Origin of the sequence: Campylobacter lari (genome assembly GCF_001017575.1) — a bacterium.
Classification (GTDB): Bacteria; Campylobacterota; Campylobacteria; order Campylobacterales; family Campylobacteraceae; genus Campylobacter_D; species Campylobacter_D lari_C.
Map to the genome: position 1 here is coordinate 546,096 of NZ_CP011372.1, position 19,784 is coordinate 565,879.

At 29.1% G+C, this 19,784-nt stretch carries 21 protein-coding genes and 1 tRNA gene; 13 read left to right on the top strand and 9 right to left on the bottom strand.

All coding sequences use genetic code 11. The annotated features are described in order from the left end of the window. The first annotated feature begins 30 nt into the window (after nt 1-30). Together CD56_RS02885 and CD56_RS02890 are read left to right on the top strand one after the other, a co-directional pair. Nucleotides 31-1,161, top strand: coding sequence for a metallophosphoesterase (locus tag CD56_RS02885; protein WP_047208116.1), 1,131 nt, complete (start codon nt 31-33; stop codon nt 1,159-1,161). Continuing rightward, nucleotides 1,162-1,971 carry a phosphatidylserine decarboxylase gene (locus CD56_RS02890; RefSeq protein ID WP_047208117.1) on the top strand — a complete coding sequence of 270 codons (810 nt, stop codon included), beginning with the start codon at nt 1,162-1,164 and terminating at the stop codon, nt 1,969-1,971. Here CD56_RS02890 and CD56_RS02895 read toward each other — a convergent pair. Genes CD56_RS02895 through CD56_RS02925 form a run of 7 tightly spaced genes read right to left on the bottom strand, consistent with a single transcriptional unit; the run spans nt 1,946 to nt 7,789 of the window. Further along, complete coding sequence (locus tag CD56_RS02895) at nt 1,946-2,236, bottom strand: FlhB-like flagellar biosynthesis protein (protein ID WP_047208118.1); 291 nt, start codon at nt 2,234-2,236, stop codon at nt 1,946-1,948. The two genes, CD56_RS02890 and CD56_RS02895, sit on opposite strands and share 26 nt — an antisense overlap. 2 nt (nt 2,237-2,238) lie before the next feature. Further along, a complete protein-coding gene (locus CD56_RS08260; protein WP_047208119.1) occupies nt 2,239-4,248 on the bottom strand; it encodes a flagellar hook-length control protein FliK in 2,010 nt (669 codons plus the stop codon). Next, complete coding sequence (locus tag CD56_RS02905; RefSeq protein ID WP_235375846.1) at nt 4,238-5,431, bottom strand: MFS transporter; 1,194 nt, start codon at nt 5,429-5,431, stop codon at nt 4,238-4,240. Before CD56_RS02905 ends, CD56_RS08260 begins: the two co-directional genes overlap by 11 nt. Continuing rightward, nucleotides 5,428-5,913, bottom strand: a complete 486-nt coding sequence (locus CD56_RS02910; protein ID WP_052241350.1) for a hypothetical protein — start codon at nt 5,911-5,913, stop codon at nt 5,428-5,430. Before CD56_RS02910 ends, CD56_RS02905 begins: the two co-directional genes overlap by 4 nt. After that, nucleotides 5,897-6,175, bottom strand: a complete 279-nt coding sequence (locus tag CD56_RS02915) for an AtpZ/AtpI family protein (protein ID WP_039641170.1) — start codon at nt 6,173-6,175, stop codon at nt 5,897-5,899. The genes CD56_RS02910 and CD56_RS02915 overlap by 17 nt, the downstream gene beginning before the upstream one ends. Beyond that, a complete protein-coding gene (hemL, locus tag CD56_RS02920) occupies nt 6,172-7,449 on the bottom strand; it encodes a glutamate-1-semialdehyde 2,1-aminomutase (protein ID WP_039628192.1) in 1,278 nt (425 codons plus the stop codon). The genes CD56_RS02915 and hemL overlap by 4 nt, the downstream gene beginning before the upstream one ends. Next, nucleotides 7,439-7,789 carry a c-type cytochrome gene (locus CD56_RS02925; protein WP_039628193.1) on the bottom strand — a complete coding sequence of 117 codons (351 nt, stop codon included), beginning with the start codon at nt 7,787-7,789 and terminating at the stop codon, nt 7,439-7,441. The genes hemL and CD56_RS02925 overlap by 11 nt, the downstream gene beginning before the upstream one ends. A gap of 79 nt (nt 7,790-7,868) precedes the next feature. Here CD56_RS02925 and folD point away from each other — a divergent pair, with 79 nt between their 5' ends. From folD to CD56_RS02950, 5 genes are all read left to right on the top strand, one after another. Next, the gene (gene folD / locus CD56_RS02930) at nt 7,869-8,717 is read left to right on the top strand and encodes a bifunctional methylenetetrahydrofolate dehydrogenase/methenyltetrahydrofolate cyclohydrolase FolD (RefSeq protein WP_047208121.1); all 849 of its coding nucleotides are present in this window, start codon (nt 7,869-7,871) and stop codon (nt 8,715-8,717) included. Then, on the top strand, nt 8,714-9,562 hold the full coding sequence (lepB, locus tag CD56_RS02935; protein ID WP_047208122.1) for a signal peptidase I: 849 nt from the start codon (nt 8,714-8,716) through the stop codon (nt 9,560-9,562). The genes folD and lepB overlap by 4 nt, the downstream gene beginning before the upstream one ends. Before the next feature lie 162 nt (nt 9,563-9,724). Further along, the gene (locus CD56_RS02940; RefSeq protein WP_039628197.1) at nt 9,725-10,891 is read left to right on the top strand and encodes a pyridoxal phosphate-dependent aminotransferase; all 1,167 of its coding nucleotides are present in this window, start codon (nt 9,725-9,727) and stop codon (nt 10,889-10,891) included. 88 nt (nt 10,892-10,979) lie between these two features. Next, entirely contained in the window at nt 10,980-12,101 is a 1,122-nt protein-coding gene (gene tgt / locus CD56_RS02945) for a tRNA guanosine(34) transglycosylase Tgt (RefSeq protein ID WP_047208123.1), read from the top strand. Next, nucleotides 12,095-12,859 (top strand): CorA family divalent cation transporter, encoded by a 765-nt coding sequence (locus tag CD56_RS02950; RefSeq protein WP_047208124.1) that lies wholly within the window; start codon nt 12,095-12,097, stop codon nt 12,857-12,859. Before tgt ends, CD56_RS02950 begins: the two co-directional genes overlap by 7 nt. Before the next feature lies 1 nt (nt 12,860). Here CD56_RS02950 and CD56_RS02955 read toward each other — a convergent pair. Then, nucleotides 12,861-12,937 (bottom strand) — tRNA-Arg (locus tag CD56_RS02955). 120 nt (nt 12,938-13,057) lie between these two features. Here CD56_RS02955 and CD56_RS02960 point away from each other — a divergent pair. The 6 genes from CD56_RS02960 (at nt 13,058) to CD56_RS02985 (ending at nt 18,485) form a co-directional block, all read left to right on the top strand. Continuing rightward, nucleotides 13,058-14,500, top strand: coding sequence for an acetyl-CoA carboxylase subunit A (locus CD56_RS02960; protein ID WP_039617956.1), 1,443 nt, complete (start codon nt 13,058-13,060; stop codon nt 14,498-14,500). After that, nucleotides 14,497-14,757, top strand: a complete 261-nt coding sequence (locus CD56_RS02965) for a hypothetical protein (RefSeq protein ID WP_039617958.1) — start codon at nt 14,497-14,499, stop codon at nt 14,755-14,757. Before CD56_RS02960 ends, CD56_RS02965 begins: the two co-directional genes overlap by 4 nt. Then, nucleotides 14,757-15,476: an arginyltransferase gene (locus CD56_RS02970; RefSeq protein WP_039617959.1), complete on the top strand. Its 720-nt coding sequence runs from the start codon at nt 14,757-14,759 to the stop codon at nt 15,474-15,476. The genes CD56_RS02965 and CD56_RS02970 overlap by 1 nt, the downstream gene beginning before the upstream one ends. 18 nt (nt 15,477-15,494) lie before the next feature. Continuing rightward, nucleotides 15,495-16,301: an adenylosuccinate lyase gene (locus CD56_RS02975; protein WP_047208125.1), complete on the top strand. Its 807-nt coding sequence runs from the start codon at nt 15,495-15,497 to the stop codon at nt 16,299-16,301. 71 nt (nt 16,302-16,372) lie between these two features. Further along, nucleotides 16,373-17,536 carry a putative lipid II flippase FtsW gene (gene ftsW, locus CD56_RS02980; RefSeq protein WP_039617963.1) on the top strand — a complete coding sequence of 388 codons (1,164 nt, stop codon included), beginning with the start codon at nt 16,373-16,375 and terminating at the stop codon, nt 17,534-17,536. A 190-nt stretch (nt 17,537-17,726) separates the two neighbouring features. Further along, nucleotides 17,727-18,485, top strand: coding sequence for an amino acid ABC transporter, permease/substrate-binding lipoprotein (locus CD56_RS02985; RefSeq protein WP_039617965.1), 759 nt, complete (start codon nt 17,727-17,729; stop codon nt 18,483-18,485). Here the strand turns inward: CD56_RS02985 and CD56_RS02990 are convergent, their stop codons facing one another. Further along, a complete protein-coding gene (locus CD56_RS02990; protein ID WP_047208126.1) occupies nt 18,486-19,751 on the bottom strand; it encodes an aminotransferase class V-fold PLP-dependent enzyme in 1,266 nt (421 codons plus the stop codon). Between the last annotated feature and the right edge of the window lie 33 nt (nt 19,752-19,784).

Genomic DNA, 19,784 nt, shown 5'->3' on the forward strand with positions numbered 1-19,784 from the left:
GTATTAATTTTGCTTAAATAAAATTACACTATGAGAGTGTTTGTTTTTTTTACTTTATTAGTTTTATTTTTTGCTTTGGCAAATTGGTATATTTATAAAAGATTTTTAAGTAAGGTTGATTTTTTAAAACCTTATAAGAAGTTTGTATTAGCTTTTGTTTTAATGGTTTTTGCATGTGAATTAATCTTTTTTGTAAATATGCGCGGGGATTTTTTGCACGAAAAGCTTTATTATATTTTAGCGATTTTTCCTACTATTACCTGCTTTTTTTTACTTTTTGGAGTGGTTTTTGAAATTGCTTCTTGGATTTTTTTTAATGAAAATAAAAAAGAGCAAATTTTTAGCCTTCAAAGAAGAAAGTTTTTGAAATTAATTTTTGATTCTTGGCTTATTATACTTAGTGTTAGTATGGTGTTTAAAGGCTTTGTAAATGCTATCAGCACGCCTAAGGTTAATGAAGTAGATATTAAAATTAAAAATTTAAAAGAAGATTTAAACATAGCTTTACTTTCTGATATACATTTGGGAAAAAATTTAGGTGAAGATTTTTTAAAAACCTTGATTGATGAGGTTAATGCTTTAAATGCTGATATAGTCATTATAGCTGGGGATTTAATCGATGCAGATATAGCTAGTATGTCTTATATTAATTTATTAGAAAATTTTAAATCAAAATATGGTACTTATTTTGTTTATGGAAATCATGAGTATTACAATGATATAAATGCAATAAGCAAAAAGCTTAAAACGCTTAAAAATTTCAAAGTTTTAGAAGATGAAAGTATTGATTTTGGGAATTTTACTTTAAGTGGGACTTTGGATTTAAGTGCTAAGCGTTTGGGTTTTAAAGAAAGTAATATAGAAAAAATCAAAACTCAAATCAATCAAGAAAAAGTTAATATTTTAATCACGCATCAACCAAAATATGTAAAAACTTATGATGTAAGTGGGTTTGATTTGATTTTATCAGGACATACACACGCAGGACAAATTTTCCCTTTTTCTTTGCTAGTATATCTAGAACAAGGCTTTGTGTATGGGCTTTATAAATTAAGCAAAGATAGCTTGCTTTATGTAAGCAGTGGAGCTGGTTTTTGGGGACCTGCTGTGAGATTTTTAGCTCCTAGTGAGATAGCTTTGATTAGATTAAAAGGAGAATGAGTGGGATTTAGTAATAGTGCTTCAAAAATGTTTGGAATCATAGCAAAATATAAATTTCCAAAAATCATACAAAAAAACATTAATAAAGCTTATGTAAATGCTTTTAATATCAATATGAGCGAATTTAAACCCTTAGAAGAATACGAGAGTTTAAATGCTTTATTTACAAGAACTTTATTAAATGAGCGAGAATTGGAAGATGGCTTTGTAAGTCCAAGTGATGGTAAAATTTTAGAACTTGGAAGTAGTTTTCAAAATGATTTAAAAGAAAATTTAGCCTTTAGCATTAAAGGTTCAAGTTATAGTATAGAAGAGCTTTTAAAAAACTCAGCTAGCAAAGAAGAATTAGAAAATGGCATAGATTATGCAAATATTTATCTATCTCCAAAAGATTATCATCATTATCATGCACCTTGTAATATGCAAATTTTAAGTGCTACTTATATGAGTGGAGCTTTATTTAGTGTGAGTGAGGTAAAGTTAGCTAAGATTATAAACCTTTATACTAAAAATGAAAGAGTAGTTTTAAAGTGCTTAGTGGAGGGAAAATTTATACTTTGGATGGTATTTGTGGGTGCGCTAAATGTTGGTAAAATGCATTTTAGCTTTGATACTAGTATACAAACTAATGCTGCAAATTTTGATTTTACTCATACTTATGAAGATCTTTTTGTAAAAAAAGGTCAAAGACTTGGAAATTTTGAGCTAGGTTCAACTATAGTTTTAATCGCTCAAAAAGGATTTTTAAAATTTAGCAAAAATGCTTATGAGCAAGTTGAATTTTCTAAGAAGATTGCGGACTTTGCTTAGTCTCATCTTCATTAGCAACTTTATATAAAAAGGCAAAAATTTCAGCCACTGCTTTATACATATTAGGTGGGATTTCATCGCCTAGATCAAGCTTACTAAGCACCTCTACTAAGTCTTTATCCTCTTTTATGGGTATGCCATTTTCTTTGGCTAAAGAGATGATTTTAGCAGCGTTTTCACCTTTAGTATTAGCTAGAATTTTTGGTGCATTTTGATCTTCTTTGTTATAGCCTAGCGCAACGGCTTTTTTTGTTTTTTTAGCCATTTTTAAGCCCTTGTATCAAAACCCATATTAAAGTCATTGTATTCTTCTTGATTGTGAAATTTGCTTTTAACTATATCACTGATGAAAAAATTAGAGCTTAGAAGTCCTACTTTAACTAAGGCTTTTTTTAGCTCATGTGCTCTTTCGTAAAGTTTTTTTCTAAAATTAGCATTTTCTATCATCATATTTATATCAATGTATTTATCATTACTTAGTGATAAAAATACATTGATTTTTCCTAATTTTTCAAATTCAAGATTAATTTGTGCATAAAATTTATCTTTTTTGCCGCGCTTAAAAACTACATTAGATTTTTCTAAATCATCCCAAAAGAAAGGTAAAAAAGTATGAATGCTATTATTAGCTAAAGATAAAAGCTGGTTAAATTCAAGCTGAGCTATAAGACGATTTGCTTGATTTAGTATGCTTTCATTGTCTAAATTTTTAGCCAGATTAGAAACTTGTAAAAGAGTGGATTTGATATCTTTTTGCAATTCTGAAGAAATTTCTGCAGTATCTTTTGGAGTAATTTTTCCAAGATCTTTTATAGAAAGTTCTAATTTTTTTTCTATGTTTTTTATATCATCTAAAGAATTTTTTGCTTCATAATTTTTAGGATCTAAAGCTTTTAAAACCTCATTGAGTTTTCTTCCTATTAGGCCTAGTTCTTTGTTAAGATTATTTAAAAGCTCTTCTTGCAAATTTTGACTAAAATTAAGATTTTTACTTACATTTTGTTTGAAAATATCTTCTAGTAAAATTTTACCTGAAGCGCTTTTAAATATATCTTCTAATTTAGTATTATTTGTTTGTAAATTTTGACTTTTACTATCATTTTTGCTTGGTTCTTCAGCATTTTTTTGCTGTGTTTTTGGTTCTTCTTTAGGATTTTCTTTGATATCTTTACTTTGTGGTATTTTTTCTTCTTTTGTGTTTTGAATTTCTTTATCTTTTACTATGCTTTCTTGTTTTTGTTGAATTTCTTTTTTATCTTCTGTGTTTTTTTGTGGAGTTTTTATTTCTTCTTTTAACTCTTCTTTGATGTCTTTAGCGTGTGGAGTTTTATTTAAATTTTCTTGTGTTGTTTCAGTTTTGTTTTTGTGATTTTTTATGTCTTTTAAAAGCGTTATAAGATCTTTAATGTTTTGACTAAGTTCTTTTAGTATATGCGTATTTTGAATTTTTATATTTTCAGGTTTGGCTAGTTCTTTGTTGATAAGTGCTAAATTTTTACTGAGATTTTTAATGAAATTATTAGCAATATTTTGTAGCTTTTCTTGGCTAATGGAATTTGGATTTTTATTGATATAGTTTTTAAAATTTTCTATTTTATCAAATAGTTTAAAAAGTGTCTTGTAGTTTGTATTTTCTAAAGAAATTTTATTATCTTTTTTATGATTTTGTAAGATGTGAATAAGTTCTTTTAGTGTACTTGTGGCGTCAAGATTTTTAAGATCTAAATTACTTATATCGCGTTTTAGATTTTCACTAGTAGCTCCTTTTATGGTATTTAAAAGATTAAAAAAGCTTTGTGGTAAATTTTGCTCTTTTAAAGAATGATTGAGTTTTGCTTCTAAAAATACACCTGAATTTTTTACCAAAGATGAAAGATTTTTATTGTTGATATCTTTAGCGGGTTTAACTAGATCTTCTAAAACTTTAAGCAGCTTTTCAAATTCAGGTTTTTTAGAAAGCTCTGCTTGAAGTTTTTTAACTTCATTGGCAAAATTAGGTGCAAAATTTAAATCTTTGTGATTTTTTAATACTGCTAAATCAGGATCTTTGTTGGTTTTGATTTGATCTAAAAGTTTATTTAATAATTCTTGTAATTTTTGATCGATTTTGCTTACATAATCTTTAGGTAATTTGATTTCGGGATCATTTTTAGAAAATAAAGGATTTTTTAAAGCATCATTAAGTGAGGTTTTTTTGTCTGATTTCTCGCTTTTGTTCTCTTTGTTTGTTTCGTTTTTTGCAAATTGATTTTGATTGTTAGAAATATTAGTTATCATCTAGCATTACCATATTACCTGGTTTTCTTTTAAATTTGGTTAGATTTTTAAATTTTGGTTTATCTATAGCAAAGGCAATTAAAACAGTTAATAAAACAATGTAAAAATACATAAAACCATTGCTTTCAAAATAATACATCAAAGTCCCAAGCACAGCGGGTGCAAATAAAGCACCAAAAGAATAAGTAAAAAGAACCGCTCTGCCAAGCTCAACTCTTTTGCTAGAATCATCAAGCATGTCATTTGCCCTAGCTAAAGAAAGAGCGTATAAACAACACATTCCCATACCTAGTAAAAAGCCAAAAAAGTATTTTAAATAAATATTATAGCTTAATAACAAAATACAAAGCATAGCACTTAAAGCGGTAAAAGCACATAAAATAATAGCAAATTTACGACTAATTTTATCAGAAAGAGTTCCGATGAAAAGTTGAGATATAAATCCTCCTAACATGGTACAAAATATAAAAATCGACGCCTCTTTTGCGCCAAATCCTTGTATAAGTATAAATAAAGAAGCCATGGAGAAAAATCCATTTAAAAGCATACCTGCTATAAAGCTTGTCACTAAAGCTAAAGGCACTATATCAAAAACTTTAGGGATGGAAATTTTGGTTTTTTGTGGTAAAACCGGCTCTTTAATACGGATTAAAAATAAAGGAATAGAAGCAAACATAATAAAACTAGCGCTTAAAATAAATACTGTATTGCTTGGAAAATCAAAGGACATAAGTAAAATTCCAAAGCCTGATGATGAATAAAATACTACTTCATAAAAGGCTATTACTCTTGAGCGAATAGCATTTTTTGCTTTTTCATTAAGCCATGATTCTATAACCATTAAAAGTGCATAGTAGCAAAAACCAAGCAAAAATCTCAAAACCATCCAAAAATAAAGATTAGAATTTAAACTATGAAGCATAGTAGCTATACCAAAAATGATGGCAAAAATTCCAAAAGATCTTATATGTCCTACTTTAGAGACTATCCTATGAGCACTAATAGTGCTTACCATAGCACCAAGAAAATAACAACTTCCTATTATCCCTATATAAAAATTACTAACATCGTTATGTTTTAAAATAATTGCTATAGAATTTACCGTTAAAGCACTTCCTATAAAAACAAAAATCATACCAAAAAACAATGCAGTTAATGATCTAATCGTTCTTTTTGAGCTCAACATTTTCTTATTAAAAAATTATATATTAATACCGCTATGGGTGTGACAAACATTGCACAAAACAAGGCAAAAATACTCATTAAGCCTTGAAACTCTAAAAATAAAAATCCTGCTATTAAAAACACATAAGCAAAAATTTTAAACAAAGAAAAAAAAGCTAATGCGTTTTTAAAAATACTTTTAAATTTTGGTTTTAAATCGTCATCTATATGGATAAATTTTATAATTTTTGGCAAAGAATATTGTTTTTTAGCAAAAATTTGCAAAGGTCTTTGTGTAAAATCATAATTTTTAGCTGCTTTAAAAATAAAATTTTTATAATTTAAAAAAGATACCAGAATGATTAAATTTTGTGCCAAAAAGCCAAATTCAAAGCTTATAAAGGTTTTAAAGCTTAATTCTTTATAGAAAAAAACTCCTGCTAAGAAAAGTAAATTTAATCCTAGTAAGAGTTTTAGTAAAATTTTAGGCTTTAGGATCATTTTTTAAATCTTTATAGCGATTTTCTTCTTTAAATTCCTCGTAGCTTTTTACTTGTGCCTTGTAAGCTTTATAAACATTTAAAATCGCCGCAGCTACTCCTATAAAAACTCCTACCCAAAAAAGCCAAACTATACCAGTTAAATTTTTTAAAAAATAGCCTATGCCAACCCCGATTAAAACAGCCACAACCATGGATATGCCAAGGCTTAATCCATCTGCAGCTTCTATACCTTTACGAATGATTTTTTGTCTTTTATTCATAGGGCTTTAAAACTTTCTTGTGCTGCTTGTATGGTTTTATCAATGATTTTTTTATCCATACATTCACATATAAAACCTGTTTCAAATTGAGATGGTGCTAAATACACGCCTTTGCTTAGCATTTGTGCATGAAATTTAGCAAATAATTTAGTATCTGATTTTAAAGCATCTTGATAATTATTAACAGGGTTTTCACAAAAGAAAAATCCAAACATAGAACCAACGCAATTAACTTGCAAAGGAATTTTACAATCATTTGCAGCTTCTTTAAAGCCTTGGGTAAGTCTTTTGCCTAGTTTTTCTAATTTTTCATATAAACCTTCATAATTTCTTGCTTTTTTTAAGCTTGCATAACCTGCAGCCATAGCAAGAGGATTGCCACTTAGTGTTCCTGCTTGATATACCCCGCCTAAAGGACTTAATAAATCCATAATCTCAGCCCTTGCAGCAAAAGCAGCCGCAGGCATACCTCCACCTATAACCTTACCAAAAGTTACTATATCAGCTTTTATATTATTAATTCCAAAAGAGCCTAGGTATGAAGCTCTAAAGCCACTCATAACTTCATCAAAAATCAAAAGAATTTGATGCTCATCACATAGTTTTCTTAGCTCTTGTAAAAATTCTATTTTAGCAGGCACTAAGCCCATGTTCCCTGCAATTGGCTCTATAATGATACAAGCTATATTATCATCATTATTGATTAAGTTTTTAACACTTTCAATGTCATTATAAATAGCCACTAGAGTATTTTTAGCTACATCGGTTAATACTCCTAGTGAGCTTGGAGTGTTAAAAGTAGCTGCACCACTTCCAGCGCTTACTAATAAAGAATCAGAATGTCCATGATAACATCCTTCAAATTTGATGATTTTATCTTTTTTGCTAAATCCTCTTGCAAGACGAATAGCGCTCATAGTAGCTTCTGTGCCACTGCTTACAAAACGGATTTTGTCTAAATGTGGCCAATCTTTTAAGATAAATTTAGCCAATTTAGTTTCAGCTAGGGTTGGTGCACCAAAGCTTGAGCCATGTTCTAAAGCTTTTTTACAAGCTTTTTCAATATCTTCATCACAATGCCCAAAAAGCAAAGGTCCCCAACTTTGTACATAATCTATATAAGTATTATCTTCTATATCACTAATATAAGCACCTTTTCCTTGTTTGATGAATAAAGGATTGCTACCTACGCTAGCAAAGGCACGCACAGGAGAATCAACTCCACCTGCTATATATTCACAAGCTTCTTCAAAGGCTTTTTTGTTATTTTTCATTTTTACTCCTTTTATTGTTAGTAATGTAATCATAAAGCGATTTGATCTCATCTTCTGTTAATGAGTAAGTTGGCATAATGCTTTTTGCCTCCTGAGGTTGGCTTAGAATTTCTCTAAAACGCTTATAGGGTGTATTTTTAATACTTGGCACTATAAAAGGAGTTTTTTCTCCATTTTTAGTGTAATATCCTAGTATTTGTTGTCCTCCATCACCATGACATTTAGCGCAACTTATGCCTCTTGGATTTTTGTAAAGGGATTCTTGGTACTCTTTAGGTGAAATAAAATCTTCAGCCCAAGCACTATAAACTATAAAAAATAAAAATAAAATAATTTTCATTTATCACCTTTAACAAAAAAGAAGTTTTATTATGATACAATTTTTTAAGTTAAAGAAAGCTATAAATTTAAGGAAAGAAATGACACTTTTAGATGGTAAAAAGCTAAGTGATGAGATAAAAAATAATCTAAAACAAGAAGTATTAGAACTTAAAACCCAAAGTATAGAGCCTTGTTTGGCCGTGATTTTAGTAGGTGAAGATCCTGCTAGTGCTACTTATGTGGGTTCTAAAGCAAAGGCTTGTGAGCAATGTGGGATTAAGTCTTTGGTTTATAAACTTGATGTAAACACAACTCAAAATGAGCTTTTGGCTTTGATTAATACCTTAAATCATGATGATAGTGTTGATGGGATTTTGGTTCAGCTTCCATTGCCAGTACATATTAATAAAGATATAATCTTAGAAAGTATTAATTTTAATAAAGATGTAGATGGTTTTCATCCTTTTAATGTTGGGAATTTAAATTTAAATTTAAAAGGTGGTTTTTTGCCATGTACACCTCTGGGCGTTATGAAAATTTTAGAACATTATGATATAAAATTAGAGGGCGCTGATGTAGTTGTAATAGGGGCTTCTAATATAGTAGGTCGTCCCATGGCGACGCTTTTATTAAATGCAAATGCTAGTGTGAGTATTTGTCATATTTATACAAAAGATTTAAAAGCTTATACAAAAAATGCTGATATTATCATTGTAGCAGCAGGTTGTCCAAATCTTTTAAAAGAAGATATGGTTAAAGAGGGTGTGATAGTAGTTGATGTGGGGATTAATAGGGTTGATGGAAAAATAGTAGGTGATGTTGATTTTGAAAATGTAAGCAAAAAAGCTAGTTATATTACTCCTGTGCCAGGCGGGGTGGGGCCTATGACCATAGCAATGCTTTTAGAAAATACTATAAAATCAGCTAAAAATAGGATTAAAAAATGAATTTTTTGAAAAAAATCTATAAATTCACGCAATCTTGGACAGGGACTTTAATAGTTGTTTTATTGATTATATTTTTCTTTATACAAGCTTTTACTATACCAAGTGGTTCTATGAAAAATACTTTATTAGTAGGGGATTTTTTATTTGTAAAAAAATTCTCTTATGGCATTCCAACCCCGCATATTCCTTGGATAGAAGTGCCCGTTTTGCCTGATTTTAATAAAAATGGACATTTAGTAAGCGCTGAAGGTCCTAAAAGAGGAGATATTGTAGTATTTAGATATCCACATGAGCCAAAAATTCATTATGTAAAAAGATGTGTGGCTAAGGGTGGAGATGAGGTTGTTTTTGCAAATAAAACCTTATATGTGCGTATGGTTGAGGGTGATGAATATATGAAAGATTATTATCCTAATAAAACAAAAATCATAGGCGGAAGGCTTTTTGTAAAAGAACCTTTTGTGGAAAAAGGAATACATTATGATTCTAGAGTGGATATAGAAAGTGTGTTTTTTCGCTATTTGAATTTAGGTCAATTTGCTATGAAGCCCGCTTCTTTTGATGAATTAGGTGTTAATAATATTTATGGTTTTAATGCATATTATTATAAGGTGCCTGAAAATGAGTATTTTATGATGGGCGATAATCGTGATCACTCTAGTGATAGTAGATTTTGGGGAAGTGTAGATTATAAATATATAGTTGGTCAACCTTGGTTTATTTATTTTTCATGGGATGAAAATAAAAAAGTTAGATGGGAAAGAGTAGGGCGTTTGGTTGAAACTATAGAAAAAGATGAGCGGTTTATCCATCATAATGAAAGTGATATAGAAGCTTTAGAATAATTACTCAAAGAAACAATATAAAATTTTTATGTGTAGAAAATGTATAGTTTCTACACAAATTTATAAAAATATACACTCTTAATTTTATTCGTAGATTTTTTTAAGCTCCAAGTTGTAACAATTAACACAAATAAAAATCAAAGCAAAAATAAAGGATAAAAAATGCTAAGTCAAAGATCTCAAAATTTAGGAGAATCCTTAACTTTAGTAATGACTGATATAGCCAAAACTTTAAAAGCAAATGGTGAAAAAGTTATTAGTTTTTCAGCAGGTGAGCCTGATTTTGATACTCCAGAAATCATTAAAAAAGCAGCAATTGAAGCTATTGAAAAAGGTTGCGGGGCTTATACGCCAGTTGTGGGTATAAAAGAAGTTATAGAAGCTATACAATATAAATTTAAAAATGATAATAATTTAGAATATAAAGCAAGCGAAATCATTACCAATGTTGGTGCTAAACATTCTTTATTTATGGCGATTGAGTGTTTGGTTGAAGAAGGTGATGAGGTTATCATACCAAGTCCTTATTGGGTAAGTTATCCTGAAATGGTGAAATTTGCAGGTGGAACTCCTGTATTTATAGAAGGTGAAGCAAAAAATGGCTTTAAAATTACTCCTGAGCAATTAAAACAAGCTATTACTCCAAAAACAAAGGTTTTGATGTTTAATTCCCCATCAAATCCTACGGGTGCTATATATTCTAAAGAAGAAATTACTGCTTTGGCTAAGGTTTTAGAAGGAACTAAAATCGTAGTTTTAAGTGATGAGATTTATGAAAAATTAGTTTATGATGGAGAATTTTGTGCTTTTGCGCAAGTGAGCGAAGATGCTTTAAATAGAACTGTAAGTATTAATGGTCTTAGTAAATGTGGTGCTATGCCAGGATGGCGTTTTGGTTATATGGCAAGCAAAATGAGTGAGTTTAATAATGCTGTTAAAAAATTACAAGGACAAAGCACTTCAAATATTTGTTCAATCATTCAACACGCAGCTTTACCGGCCTTGCTTGGAAAAGCAGATAGTGATATTGAAATGATGAGACAAGCTTTTTTAAAGCGTAGAGAGTTAGCGTGTGAAATTTTAGCTAAAAGCGATAAGTTAAAATTAGAACAAATTCCACAAGGAGCTTTTTATTTATTTATCTCTTGTAAAGAAGTTGATAATGATTCTATGAGATTTTGTAAAAGATTATTAGAAGAGCAAAAAGTAGCTTTAGTGCCAGGCATAGGTTTTGGTATGGAAGGGTATTTTAGACTTTCTTATGCAACTAATGAAAAAGATATCATTGAGGGTTGTGAAAAGATCGTTGAATTTGTAAAAAACTACTAATTTCTTAAGCCTGTTAAAAACAGGCTTTCTTTCAAAAAACTTATAAGCAAGTCTTTGGTATGATTATGCAAAAAATATAGGAAAATCAATGGAATTTGAAGTTCAATATAAAAGTGCAAATGCTAGAGCTTGTCGTATAAAAACTACACATAGTGAAATTTTAACTCCCATTTTTATGCCAGTTGGAACTTTGGCTGCGATTAAAAGCTTAGATGCTGTTGATATGAGTGAAATTTTAAATGCAAAAATCATTTTAGCAAATACTTATCATTTGTATTTAAGACCAGGATCTAAGGTGATTAAACAAATGGGTGGCTTGCATGGTTTTAGTAAATTTAAAGGCTCTTTTTTAACAGATAGCGGTGGTTTTCAAGCTTTTTCTTTAAGTAAAAATTCCAAACCTGATGAAAAAGGAATTCAATTTAAAAGTCATATTGATGGAAGTTTGCATTATTTTACCCCGCAAAGTGTTTTAGATGCACAGTATGATTTTAATTCAGATATTATGATGATTTTAGATGATTTAGTGGCTTTACCTGCAAGTAAAGAGAGGATAGAACTTTCTTTAAAACGCACTATAAAATGGGCAAAAGAGGCTATTGATTATCATAAATTAAAGCAAAGTCAGGGTGTGGGAATAGGACAAAATATCTTTGGTATTATCCAAGGTGGAACGGATTTTGAAGCTAGAAAAATTTGTTCTCAAGCACTTTGTGAGATGGACTTTGATGGTCTTGCTATAGGCGGATTAAGCGTAGGAGAAGAAAATGAGGCTATGTATGATACGGTTGAAGCTATGATGCCTTATGTAGATGACAAGCGTCCTAGGTATTTAATGGGAGTTGGCACACCTGAAGATTTGGTAGAAAATGTAGCAAGAGGTGTGGATATGTTTGATTGTGTGATGCCAACAAGAAATGCAAGAAATGGAACTTTATTTACTAGCTTTGGAAAATTTAATATCAAAAAAGCTGAATTTATTACCGATCATGCTTCTATAGATAACAAATGTTCTTGTTATACATGCAAAAACTTTTCAAGGGCTTATTTAAATCATTTATTTAAAGCTAAAGAATTAACCTTTTTTAGACTCGCAAGCATTCATAATTTACATTATTATTTAGATTTAGTAAAGCAAATGCGAGAAGCTATTATCAAAGATGAATTTGAAAATTTTAGAAAAGAATTTTATAGGCAAAGAATATGTTAAATGATACTTTAAAACAAATTATTAATAATATTAATATATCAAATGCTTATTATGAGTTTGATGAATTTGATGTTTTTATGTTAGATATTGCTAAAAATTCTAGAAATATTTTTATTTTTAAAGACAATCAAATTTTTGAATACAAAGATGAAAATTTGATTTTATTTTCTAATGCAGAATTTATAGCAATATTAAAAGAGATTTTGCAAAATGAAAAAGAAAAAAACAACACTATTAATCTCTCTATAGAAAAAAGAGAAGAATTGATTTTGGAAAATAAAAAAGTCAAGAATTTTTTAACCAAATACTTTATATTAAAAGTTAAGCTTGGTAAAAGTTCTAAGATTGTTTCATCTGTGCTTGAGGCTTGTAAAATATGTCACAGCAAACAACACTTCATAAAGAAAAATTTAAAAACAATCATTTTGAATTTAGCAATTTTAGAAAGAAGCATAAAAGATAATATTGCAAGATTAGAAGGAATATATACTTATATTAATACCGCAAGAAGTGAAAAAATCAATAAAAATATTTATTTTTTGAGTATTATTTCTGCGATTTTTTTACCTTTAAATTTAATAGTTGGATTTTTTGGTATGAATACTAAAAATTTATTTTTATCTGAAAATGAATATGGAACTTATTATGTTTTGGCTACAATTTTAGTTATATTTTTTATTTTATTTCTATGGTATCAATTTAAAGATAAAAAAGAATTGGATTTAGATGAATTTTCTGTAAAAAAGAAAAAGAAATAAGTGGTACGCCCAAGAGGATTCGAACCTCTGACCTTTTGAACCGCAATCAAATGCTCTATCCAGCTGAGCTATGGGCGCAAAATAAAAGAGTAATTTTATCAAAAAATTCTTAAAATTAGCAAAAACAAGTAATTTTATAGAATTTTTATATTTTTATGCTAATCTTCTTTGAATAATATTTTAGCTTAAGGCAAAGTAATGATACATAAGATTTTAATAGCCAATAGAGGCGAGATTGCAGTAAGGGTAATCCGTGCTTGTAGGGATTTGCATATAAAAAGTGTTGCTGTTTATACTGAACCTGATCATGAGTGTTTGCATGTAAAAGTTGCTGATGAAGCATATAGAATAGGAACTGATGCTATAAGAGGGTATTTAGATGGTAAAAGAATAGTTGAAATTGCTAAAGCCTGTGGAGCCGATGCTATACATCCTGGATATGGCTTTTTAAGCGAAAATTATGAATTTGCAAAAGAATGCGAAGAAGCAGGGATTATCTTTATAGGGCCAAAATCAGATGTTATCCGTAAAATGGGAAATAAAAATATAGCAAGATATTTAATGAAAAAAAATGGAATTCCTGTAGTTCCAGGTACTGAAAAATTAAATCATTGTACACTAGAAGAAATCAAACTTCAAGCTTTAAAAATAGGCTATCCTGTGATTTTAAAAGCCAGTGGTGGCGGTGGTGGTAGAGGTATACGCGTAGTACATAAAGAAGAAGATTTAGAAAAATCTTTTGAAGCATGCAAAAGAGAAGCGCTAAGCTTTTTTAAAAATGATGAAGTTTTTATGGAAAAATATGTTATTAATCCAAGGCATATTGAGTTTCAAATTTTAGCAGATAATTATGGTAATATTATTCATCTTTGTGAAAGAGATTGTTCAATACAAAGAAGACACCAAAAAATTATAGAAATAGCACCTTGTCCAAGTATCTCAGAAAAATTAAGAAAAACTATAGGTGTTACTGCAGTAGCTGCTGCAAAAGCTGTGGGTTATACCAATGTTGGGACAGTTGAGTTTTTGCTTGATGATTATAATAGATTTTATTTTATGGAAATGAATACAAGAATTCAAGTAGAACACCCAATCACGGAAGAAATCACAGGAATTGATCTTATCACAAGACAAATTCGTATAGCAAATGGGGAAATTTTAGATCTTGAGCAAAGCGATATAAAGCCAAGAGGCTTTGCGATAGAAGCTAGGATTACAGCAGAAAATGTATGGAAAAATTTTATTCCAAGTCCGGGTAAAATCACAGAATATTTTCCAGCTTTAGGGCCGTCTGTAAGAGTGGATAGTCATTTGTATAAAGACTACACTGTGCCACCTTATTATGATTCTTTGCTTGCAAAATTAATCGTTAAAGGCTCAAGTTATGATAGCGCAGTTAATAGACTTGAGAGAGCTTTAAAAGAATTTGTGATTGATGATATTAGAACAACTGTGCCATTTTTGATTGCAATTACCAAAATAAGAGAATTTAGAAGAGGGTATTTTGATACTTCTTTTATAGAAACACATATGGAAGAGCTTTTAGAAAAAACAGAAGATAGGCACCAAGAAAACAAAGAAGAAGTAATTGCTGCTATAGCTGCGGCCTTACAAAAGATAAAAGAAAGTAGACAATCATGAGTTTTTTAGATGAATTAAAAGATATAAAAAAAGCACTCCAAAAAGAACAAGGTCAAACAAAAAAAGAAAAAGTTAAAGCGAGTAAAAGTGGAGTGAGTATGAAAAATACTGACTTAGATACTATACAAAAAGACTTAGCTAAGCAAAATGAGGATAAAAAACAAGAACAAGAATTTGAAGATATGTTTTTAAAAGAAGAGCGTTTGGCTAATGAATTTATGGAATTTGTAAAAAATAGCGATATTAAAAAGATCTAATGAATAATATTATTGGTTTTTGTACTTTAGAAGAAGAATGCCCTTATCTTGAAAATAGGTATTGTAGAAATGAATATAATTATATATCTTTTATTAATAAAGCACAAAATCAAGAATTAGTTTCAAGAGGTTGGCGTCGTTTTGGTTCGTATTTTTCAAGACCAATATGTAATGATTGTAATGAATGTCAAAATTTGCGTATTTTAGTGGAGAATTTTCATTTTAGCAAAAGTTATCGCAGGGTTTTGAAAAAAAATATAGCTACTAAAATAATCTTACAAAAACCTTCTTTAAGTGATGAGCATCTATTATTATACGAAAAATATCATCATTATCAAAAAGATAAGAGAAATTGGAAAATTTATGATTTAAATTTTAGAAAATATTACAATCTTTATGTAGATAATGCAGGTACTTTTGGATACGAGCTTGATTTTTATATAGATAATAAGCTAGTTTGTGTTGATTTGATCGATATTTTAGAAGATGGAATTTCTAGTATATATTGTTTTTATGATCCTGATTTTTCTCATCTAAGTCTCGGTAAATACTCACTTTTAACAGAAATAAAACTTGCACAATTAAAAAAATTAAAATACATTTATTTAGGATATTTTGTAAAAGGGTGTCAATCTTTATCGTATAAAGCCGATTATAGTCCAAATGAAATTTTAAAACACACTAGTGCTTTAAATGAACAAGCATTTTTGTGGAGTTAGGTTTATAGAGAGGATTTTATGCAAGTAGTGCAAACTTTAGAATCAGTTAGTGTTAATACTGATGATTTTTTAATGTTTAAATATTTTCAAGATCTTATCCGTAAAAATTTTTCTAAAGTTATAGGTAATAAAAATAAAACATTATCTTTTTTTGTAGAAAATGAAATTCCTCAAAGAAGATATTTTTTAAAACTTGTTAATCACAAGTATAAAAAAAATACTGGAAATCAAATCGATAATCTTACCTTTGCGCACTATAAAACCTTTAAGTTAAACCTTGCTCAAGCAAATACTTTAAAACCTGTAATCTTTGCTAAAATAGGCTTTGCACAAAAGAATATTTTAATCACACTAAGTTCAAATGAAAAATTATTTGCTGTGTATTTGGAGCAGTATTTTAAAGACCATAAAAGTGTGTATGATGAAAAAAATTGTATTTTTTCAGTAGAATACAAAGATGATAACACTTTGAATCTTTTAGAAATTTTAGCAAGCGTGAATGAGCATTTAAAATATTGTGTTGATTTTACGATTAACGAAACTCAGCTTTTAGAATTTAGAAATAAAATGAAAAATAAAGCTAGTACTAATTGGAAATTTAATGCACTAGCAAAGCTTTTTGAAAATTATTTTCAAACACTAGGGTGTAATTCTAGCGATGATTTTGCTACTATTAGACAAAATTATCTTAACTTAGTTAAAATTTATCATCCTGATCGCCATCAAGGTAAAAGTAAGATCGAGCAAGCTTATTGTCGTAAAGAATTTGAGAAGATTCAGCTTGCTTATGAGAGTTTAAAATCTTTATATAAAAATAATACTTGAAGTTAAAATAACATCATTTTAAGTTGCAATTTATTAAAATTAACTTTTTTATAAAAATTTAGGGAATAATATTGGTTGCTGATAGAAAGTTATTTTTTTTAAGTTGTATTCTCATAACCATAGGAATACTTTTTTCTTATTCTTTAAGTGCTTTTACTGTGCTTTATTTAGAATATAATGAATTTCATTTTTTCATCAGACAGCTTTTTTTTGGGCTTAGCGGTATAGCTATTATTTATTTTGTTTCAAGATTAAATCCTGATAGTAAAATGGCACACTATTTGATGATAAGCGTTTTACTCATCTCCTTTTTGTTTATACTTATTTTACCTTTTTTACCCACCTTTCTTGCTACTGCAGCAGGTGGTGCTAAAAGGTGGATTAGGCTTGGTCCTTTATCTATCTCTCCAGTTGAATTTTTTAAAATAGGTTTGATTTATTTCCTTGCTTGGTCTTATACAAGAAGGATTGATGATAGTAAAAAAGCAATCAAGCATGAAGTTTTAATTTTAATTCCTTATTTTATTTTAGCTGCTTTTGTTATTGGTTATATTTATATGACACAAAATGATTTAGGACAAAGCGTTATTTCTTTTTTCTTGGTTTTTGCTTTAGCTTTTTTTGCAGGAGCTAGTAAAAGACTTTTTGCTTTTGGTGTGGTTATTGTTGGAATGATTGGTGTTTTGGTGATTTTAAGTAATCAAAGAAGAATTCAGCGTATTTCTGCTTGGTGGGGAAATATTCAAGATGCATTTTTGCCTTTCTTTCCTGATTGGCTAGCAAGTGCTTTAAGGGTAAGCCATAATTCAGAACCTTATCAAATTTCACATAGTTTAAATGCTATAGCTCATGGTGGATTTTTTGGAGAGGGTTTAGGGCTTGGAACTTTTAAACTGGGATTTTTAAGTGAAGTGCATACAGACTTTGTTTTATCAGGGATTACTGAAGAAATAGGGCTATTAGGATTAGGCATTATATGTTTTATTTATTTGATGGTGATACTTAGAATTTTTAGAATAGCAGGGCGTTGTGAAAATAAGGTTCATTTTTTGTTTTGTTCAGGTGTAGCTTTACTTTTATTATTTTCATTTTTTATGAATGCATTTGGAATTATTTCTTTAACCCCATTAAAAGGAGTTGCTGTACCACTTTTAAGTTATGGTGGTAGTTCGATGTGGTCTATTTGTCTTGGAATAGGTTATGTTTTAATGATTAGTAAGAAAGTAAAAATTTAAATACATTAATTAAAATATATAAAAATTAACTTAAATAAAAAATATTTTATAACAACTCTTTACAAAAAACTTTTTTCTGCTATAATTATGCTCACATTTATTATAAAGGAGGCGGATATGAAGAAATACAGGCGTTTAAACACATTATAATCATTTATCAATTTTATTTTAATTTTAACAAGGGAAAAAAATGAAAAAAATATTATATGTTGTTTTAGCGTTATTTGGTATATTAGCTTTAGGTGCTTGCTCAAGCGATAAAAGTCAAGCTAGTGCTTCTGGTGAAAAGGTTTATAAAGTAGGTATAGCTGCAAATTATCCTCCTTTTGATTTTATTAAAGATGCAAAAATTACCGGCTTTGATGTTGATTTATTAGAAGAGATAGCAAAAAGAGAAAATTTAAAACTTGAATGGGTAAATATGAGTTTTGATGGTTTAATCCCTGCTTTAAAAGCTGGAAAGATTGATATGATAGCTTCTGCTATGAGTTCAACACCACAAAGATTAACAAGTATGGATTTTAGTGATACTTATTTTAATACTAAAAATTTATATTTAAAATTAAAAACAGATTCTAGTATTAGTGATAAGCAAAGTTTAGAAGGTAAAAAAATAGGTGTTCAACTTGGAACTATCCAAGAAAGTGCTGCTAAGGCTATTCCAAATGCTCAAGTGGTAGCTAGCGAGGAAATGTTAGCTGCGATTTTAGCTTTAAAAGCTGGTAAAGTAGATGCAGTTTTAACAGATAAAGATATTGGTAAGGGTTATTTAAAAACTAATGAAGAATTAGAAGCATTTTTAGAAGAAAATGATGGAAGTTCAGGTTTTTGTGTAGCTTTTGATAAAGGAAAACAAACTGAGCTTGTTCAAAAAATCAATGCAGGTTTAGAAAAAGTTAAAGCTGATGGTACTTACCAAAAAATTGTAGAAAAATACGATTTGCAATAATTAACTTAAAGCCTTGATACTTGCTTTCAAGGCTTTAAAAAAATACTCTATATCTTCTTTTGTATGTGTATAATGAAAACCCACTCTTAACCAACCTGGTTTAGATTTTAATTCTTGATTGTCTTTTAGATTGAGTAAATCATGCCCATAAGGTCCTGCACAAGCACAGCCTGCTCTTGTTTCTATCTTATAGGTTTTGCTTAATTTATAAGCTAAATCAAAAGGAGAAATTCCTTCTATATTAAAAGCAAAAATAGGTAATCTATGAGTGATATTTTTTGCATATAAGATCATTTTTGGAAAATTTACACATTGCTTGAAAAAATATTCACAAAGTTCTTTTTCTTTTTTTTCTATATTTTTTAAACCTATTTCATTGCGTACTTTAAAAGCCAAACTTGCTCTAATTAGTTGAATAATGCCAGGTGTACCACCTTCTTCTAAATTTTCAACTTCGCACAAGTATTGCTGAGAGGTTCTTGAAACATAGCCTACGGTTCCACCTGCAGCAAAGCTAGGAGTATTACCACATAGACTTTTTTTAATAGCAAGCAAACCACAAGATCCTACACCTCCAAGTAATTTATGAGAACTGATAAACACTGCATCGTAAAATTTAGGATTTAAGTTAGCATAAGGAGCTAAGGTGGAAATATCAAAGGCGACTACGCCATTATATTGTTTGATTAGAGTGTAGATTTTTTTATAATCACTTAAAATTCCAGTAACATTAGAAGCTGCGTTAAAGCTTGCTATGATTTGTCTGTTTTTAGATTTTTTTAGTAATTTTTCTAAAAAAGCATAATCTAACTCGCCATTTTTATCTAAGGGTATGCGAACACATTCACACAAAGCCTCTCTAAATGAAAGTTCATTAGAATGGTGTTCATAAGGTCCTACTATAACCAAAGGCAAGGTGTTTTTATCTGTATTTTTAAAATATTTTTCTTTAATAAGCGGGGGTATGTACAGACCTAAAAGTTCTTGAAATTTTTTAATAGCAGCTGAAGATCCACTCCCACAAGCTATAAGAGCAAAGCTATCATCTAATTCAAGGTATTTTTTTAAATTTATTCTTGCATTTTCATAATGTTGCTGTGTAATGAAAGAATTTAAAGAGCTATCTGAGTGTGTATTTGCATAGGTAATAAGAATTTTTTTAATTTCCTTTTCTATGCTTTTTAGAGCTAAAGCGCTAGCTGTAAAGTCAAAATAATATATTCCTTTTTTTAAAATAATATCTTTTTTTAATGTTTCAATATTCAAAAAATTCCCCTAAAAATTTGTTAAAATTATAAC

Bases quoted from the DNA above. Each gene is read 5' to 3' on its own strand.
- CD56_RS02885 (WP_047208116.1), top strand. From the start codon at position 31: ATGAGAGTGTTTGTTTTTTTTACTTTATTAGTTTTATTTTTTGCTTTG.
- CD56_RS02895 (WP_047208118.1), bottom strand. From the start codon at position 2,236: ATGGCTAAAAAAACAAAAAAAGCCGTTGCGCTAGGCTATAACAAAGAA.
- CD56_RS08260 (WP_047208119.1), bottom strand. From the start codon at position 4,248: ATGATAACTAATATTTCTAACAATCAAAATCAATTTGCAAAAAACGAA.
- CD56_RS02910 (WP_052241350.1), bottom strand. From the start codon at position 5,913: ATGATCCTAAAGCCTAAAATTTTACTAAAACTCTTACTAGGATTAAAT.
- CD56_RS02915 (WP_039641170.1), bottom strand. From the start codon at position 6,175: ATGAATAAAAGACAAAAAATCATTCGTAAAGGTATAGAAGCTGCAGAT.
- hemL (WP_039628192.1), bottom strand. From the start codon at position 7,449: ATGAAAAATAACAAAAAAGCCTTTGAAGAAGCTTGTGAATATATAGCA.
- CD56_RS02925 (WP_039628193.1), bottom strand. From the start codon at position 7,789: ATGAAAATTATTTTATTTTTATTTTTTATAGTTTATAGTGCTTGGGCT.
- folD (WP_047208121.1), top strand. From the start codon at position 7,869: ATGACACTTTTAGATGGTAAAAAGCTAAGTGATGAGATAAAAAATAAT.
- lepB (WP_047208122.1), top strand. From the start codon at position 8,714: ATGAATTTTTTGAAAAAAATCTATAAATTCACGCAATCTTGGACAGGG.
- CD56_RS02940 (WP_039628197.1), top strand. From the start codon at position 9,725: ATGCTAAGTCAAAGATCTCAAAATTTAGGAGAATCCTTAACTTTAGTA.
- tgt (WP_047208123.1), top strand. From the start codon at position 10,980: ATGGAATTTGAAGTTCAATATAAAAGTGCAAATGCTAGAGCTTGTCGT.
- CD56_RS02950 (WP_047208124.1), top strand. From the start codon at position 12,095: ATGTTAAATGATACTTTAAAACAAATTATTAATAATATTAATATATCA.
- CD56_RS02960 (WP_039617956.1), top strand. From the start codon at position 13,058: ATGATACATAAGATTTTAATAGCCAATAGAGGCGAGATTGCAGTAAGG.
- CD56_RS02965 (WP_039617958.1), top strand. From the start codon at position 14,497: ATGAGTTTTTTAGATGAATTAAAAGATATAAAAAAAGCACTCCAAAAA.
- CD56_RS02970 (WP_039617959.1), top strand. From the start codon at position 14,757: ATGAATAATATTATTGGTTTTTGTACTTTAGAAGAAGAATGCCCTTAT.
- CD56_RS02975 (WP_047208125.1), top strand. From the start codon at position 15,495: ATGCAAGTAGTGCAAACTTTAGAATCAGTTAGTGTTAATACTGATGAT.
- CD56_RS02985 (WP_039617965.1), top strand. From the start codon at position 17,727: ATGAAAAAAATATTATATGTTGTTTTAGCGTTATTTGGTATATTAGCT.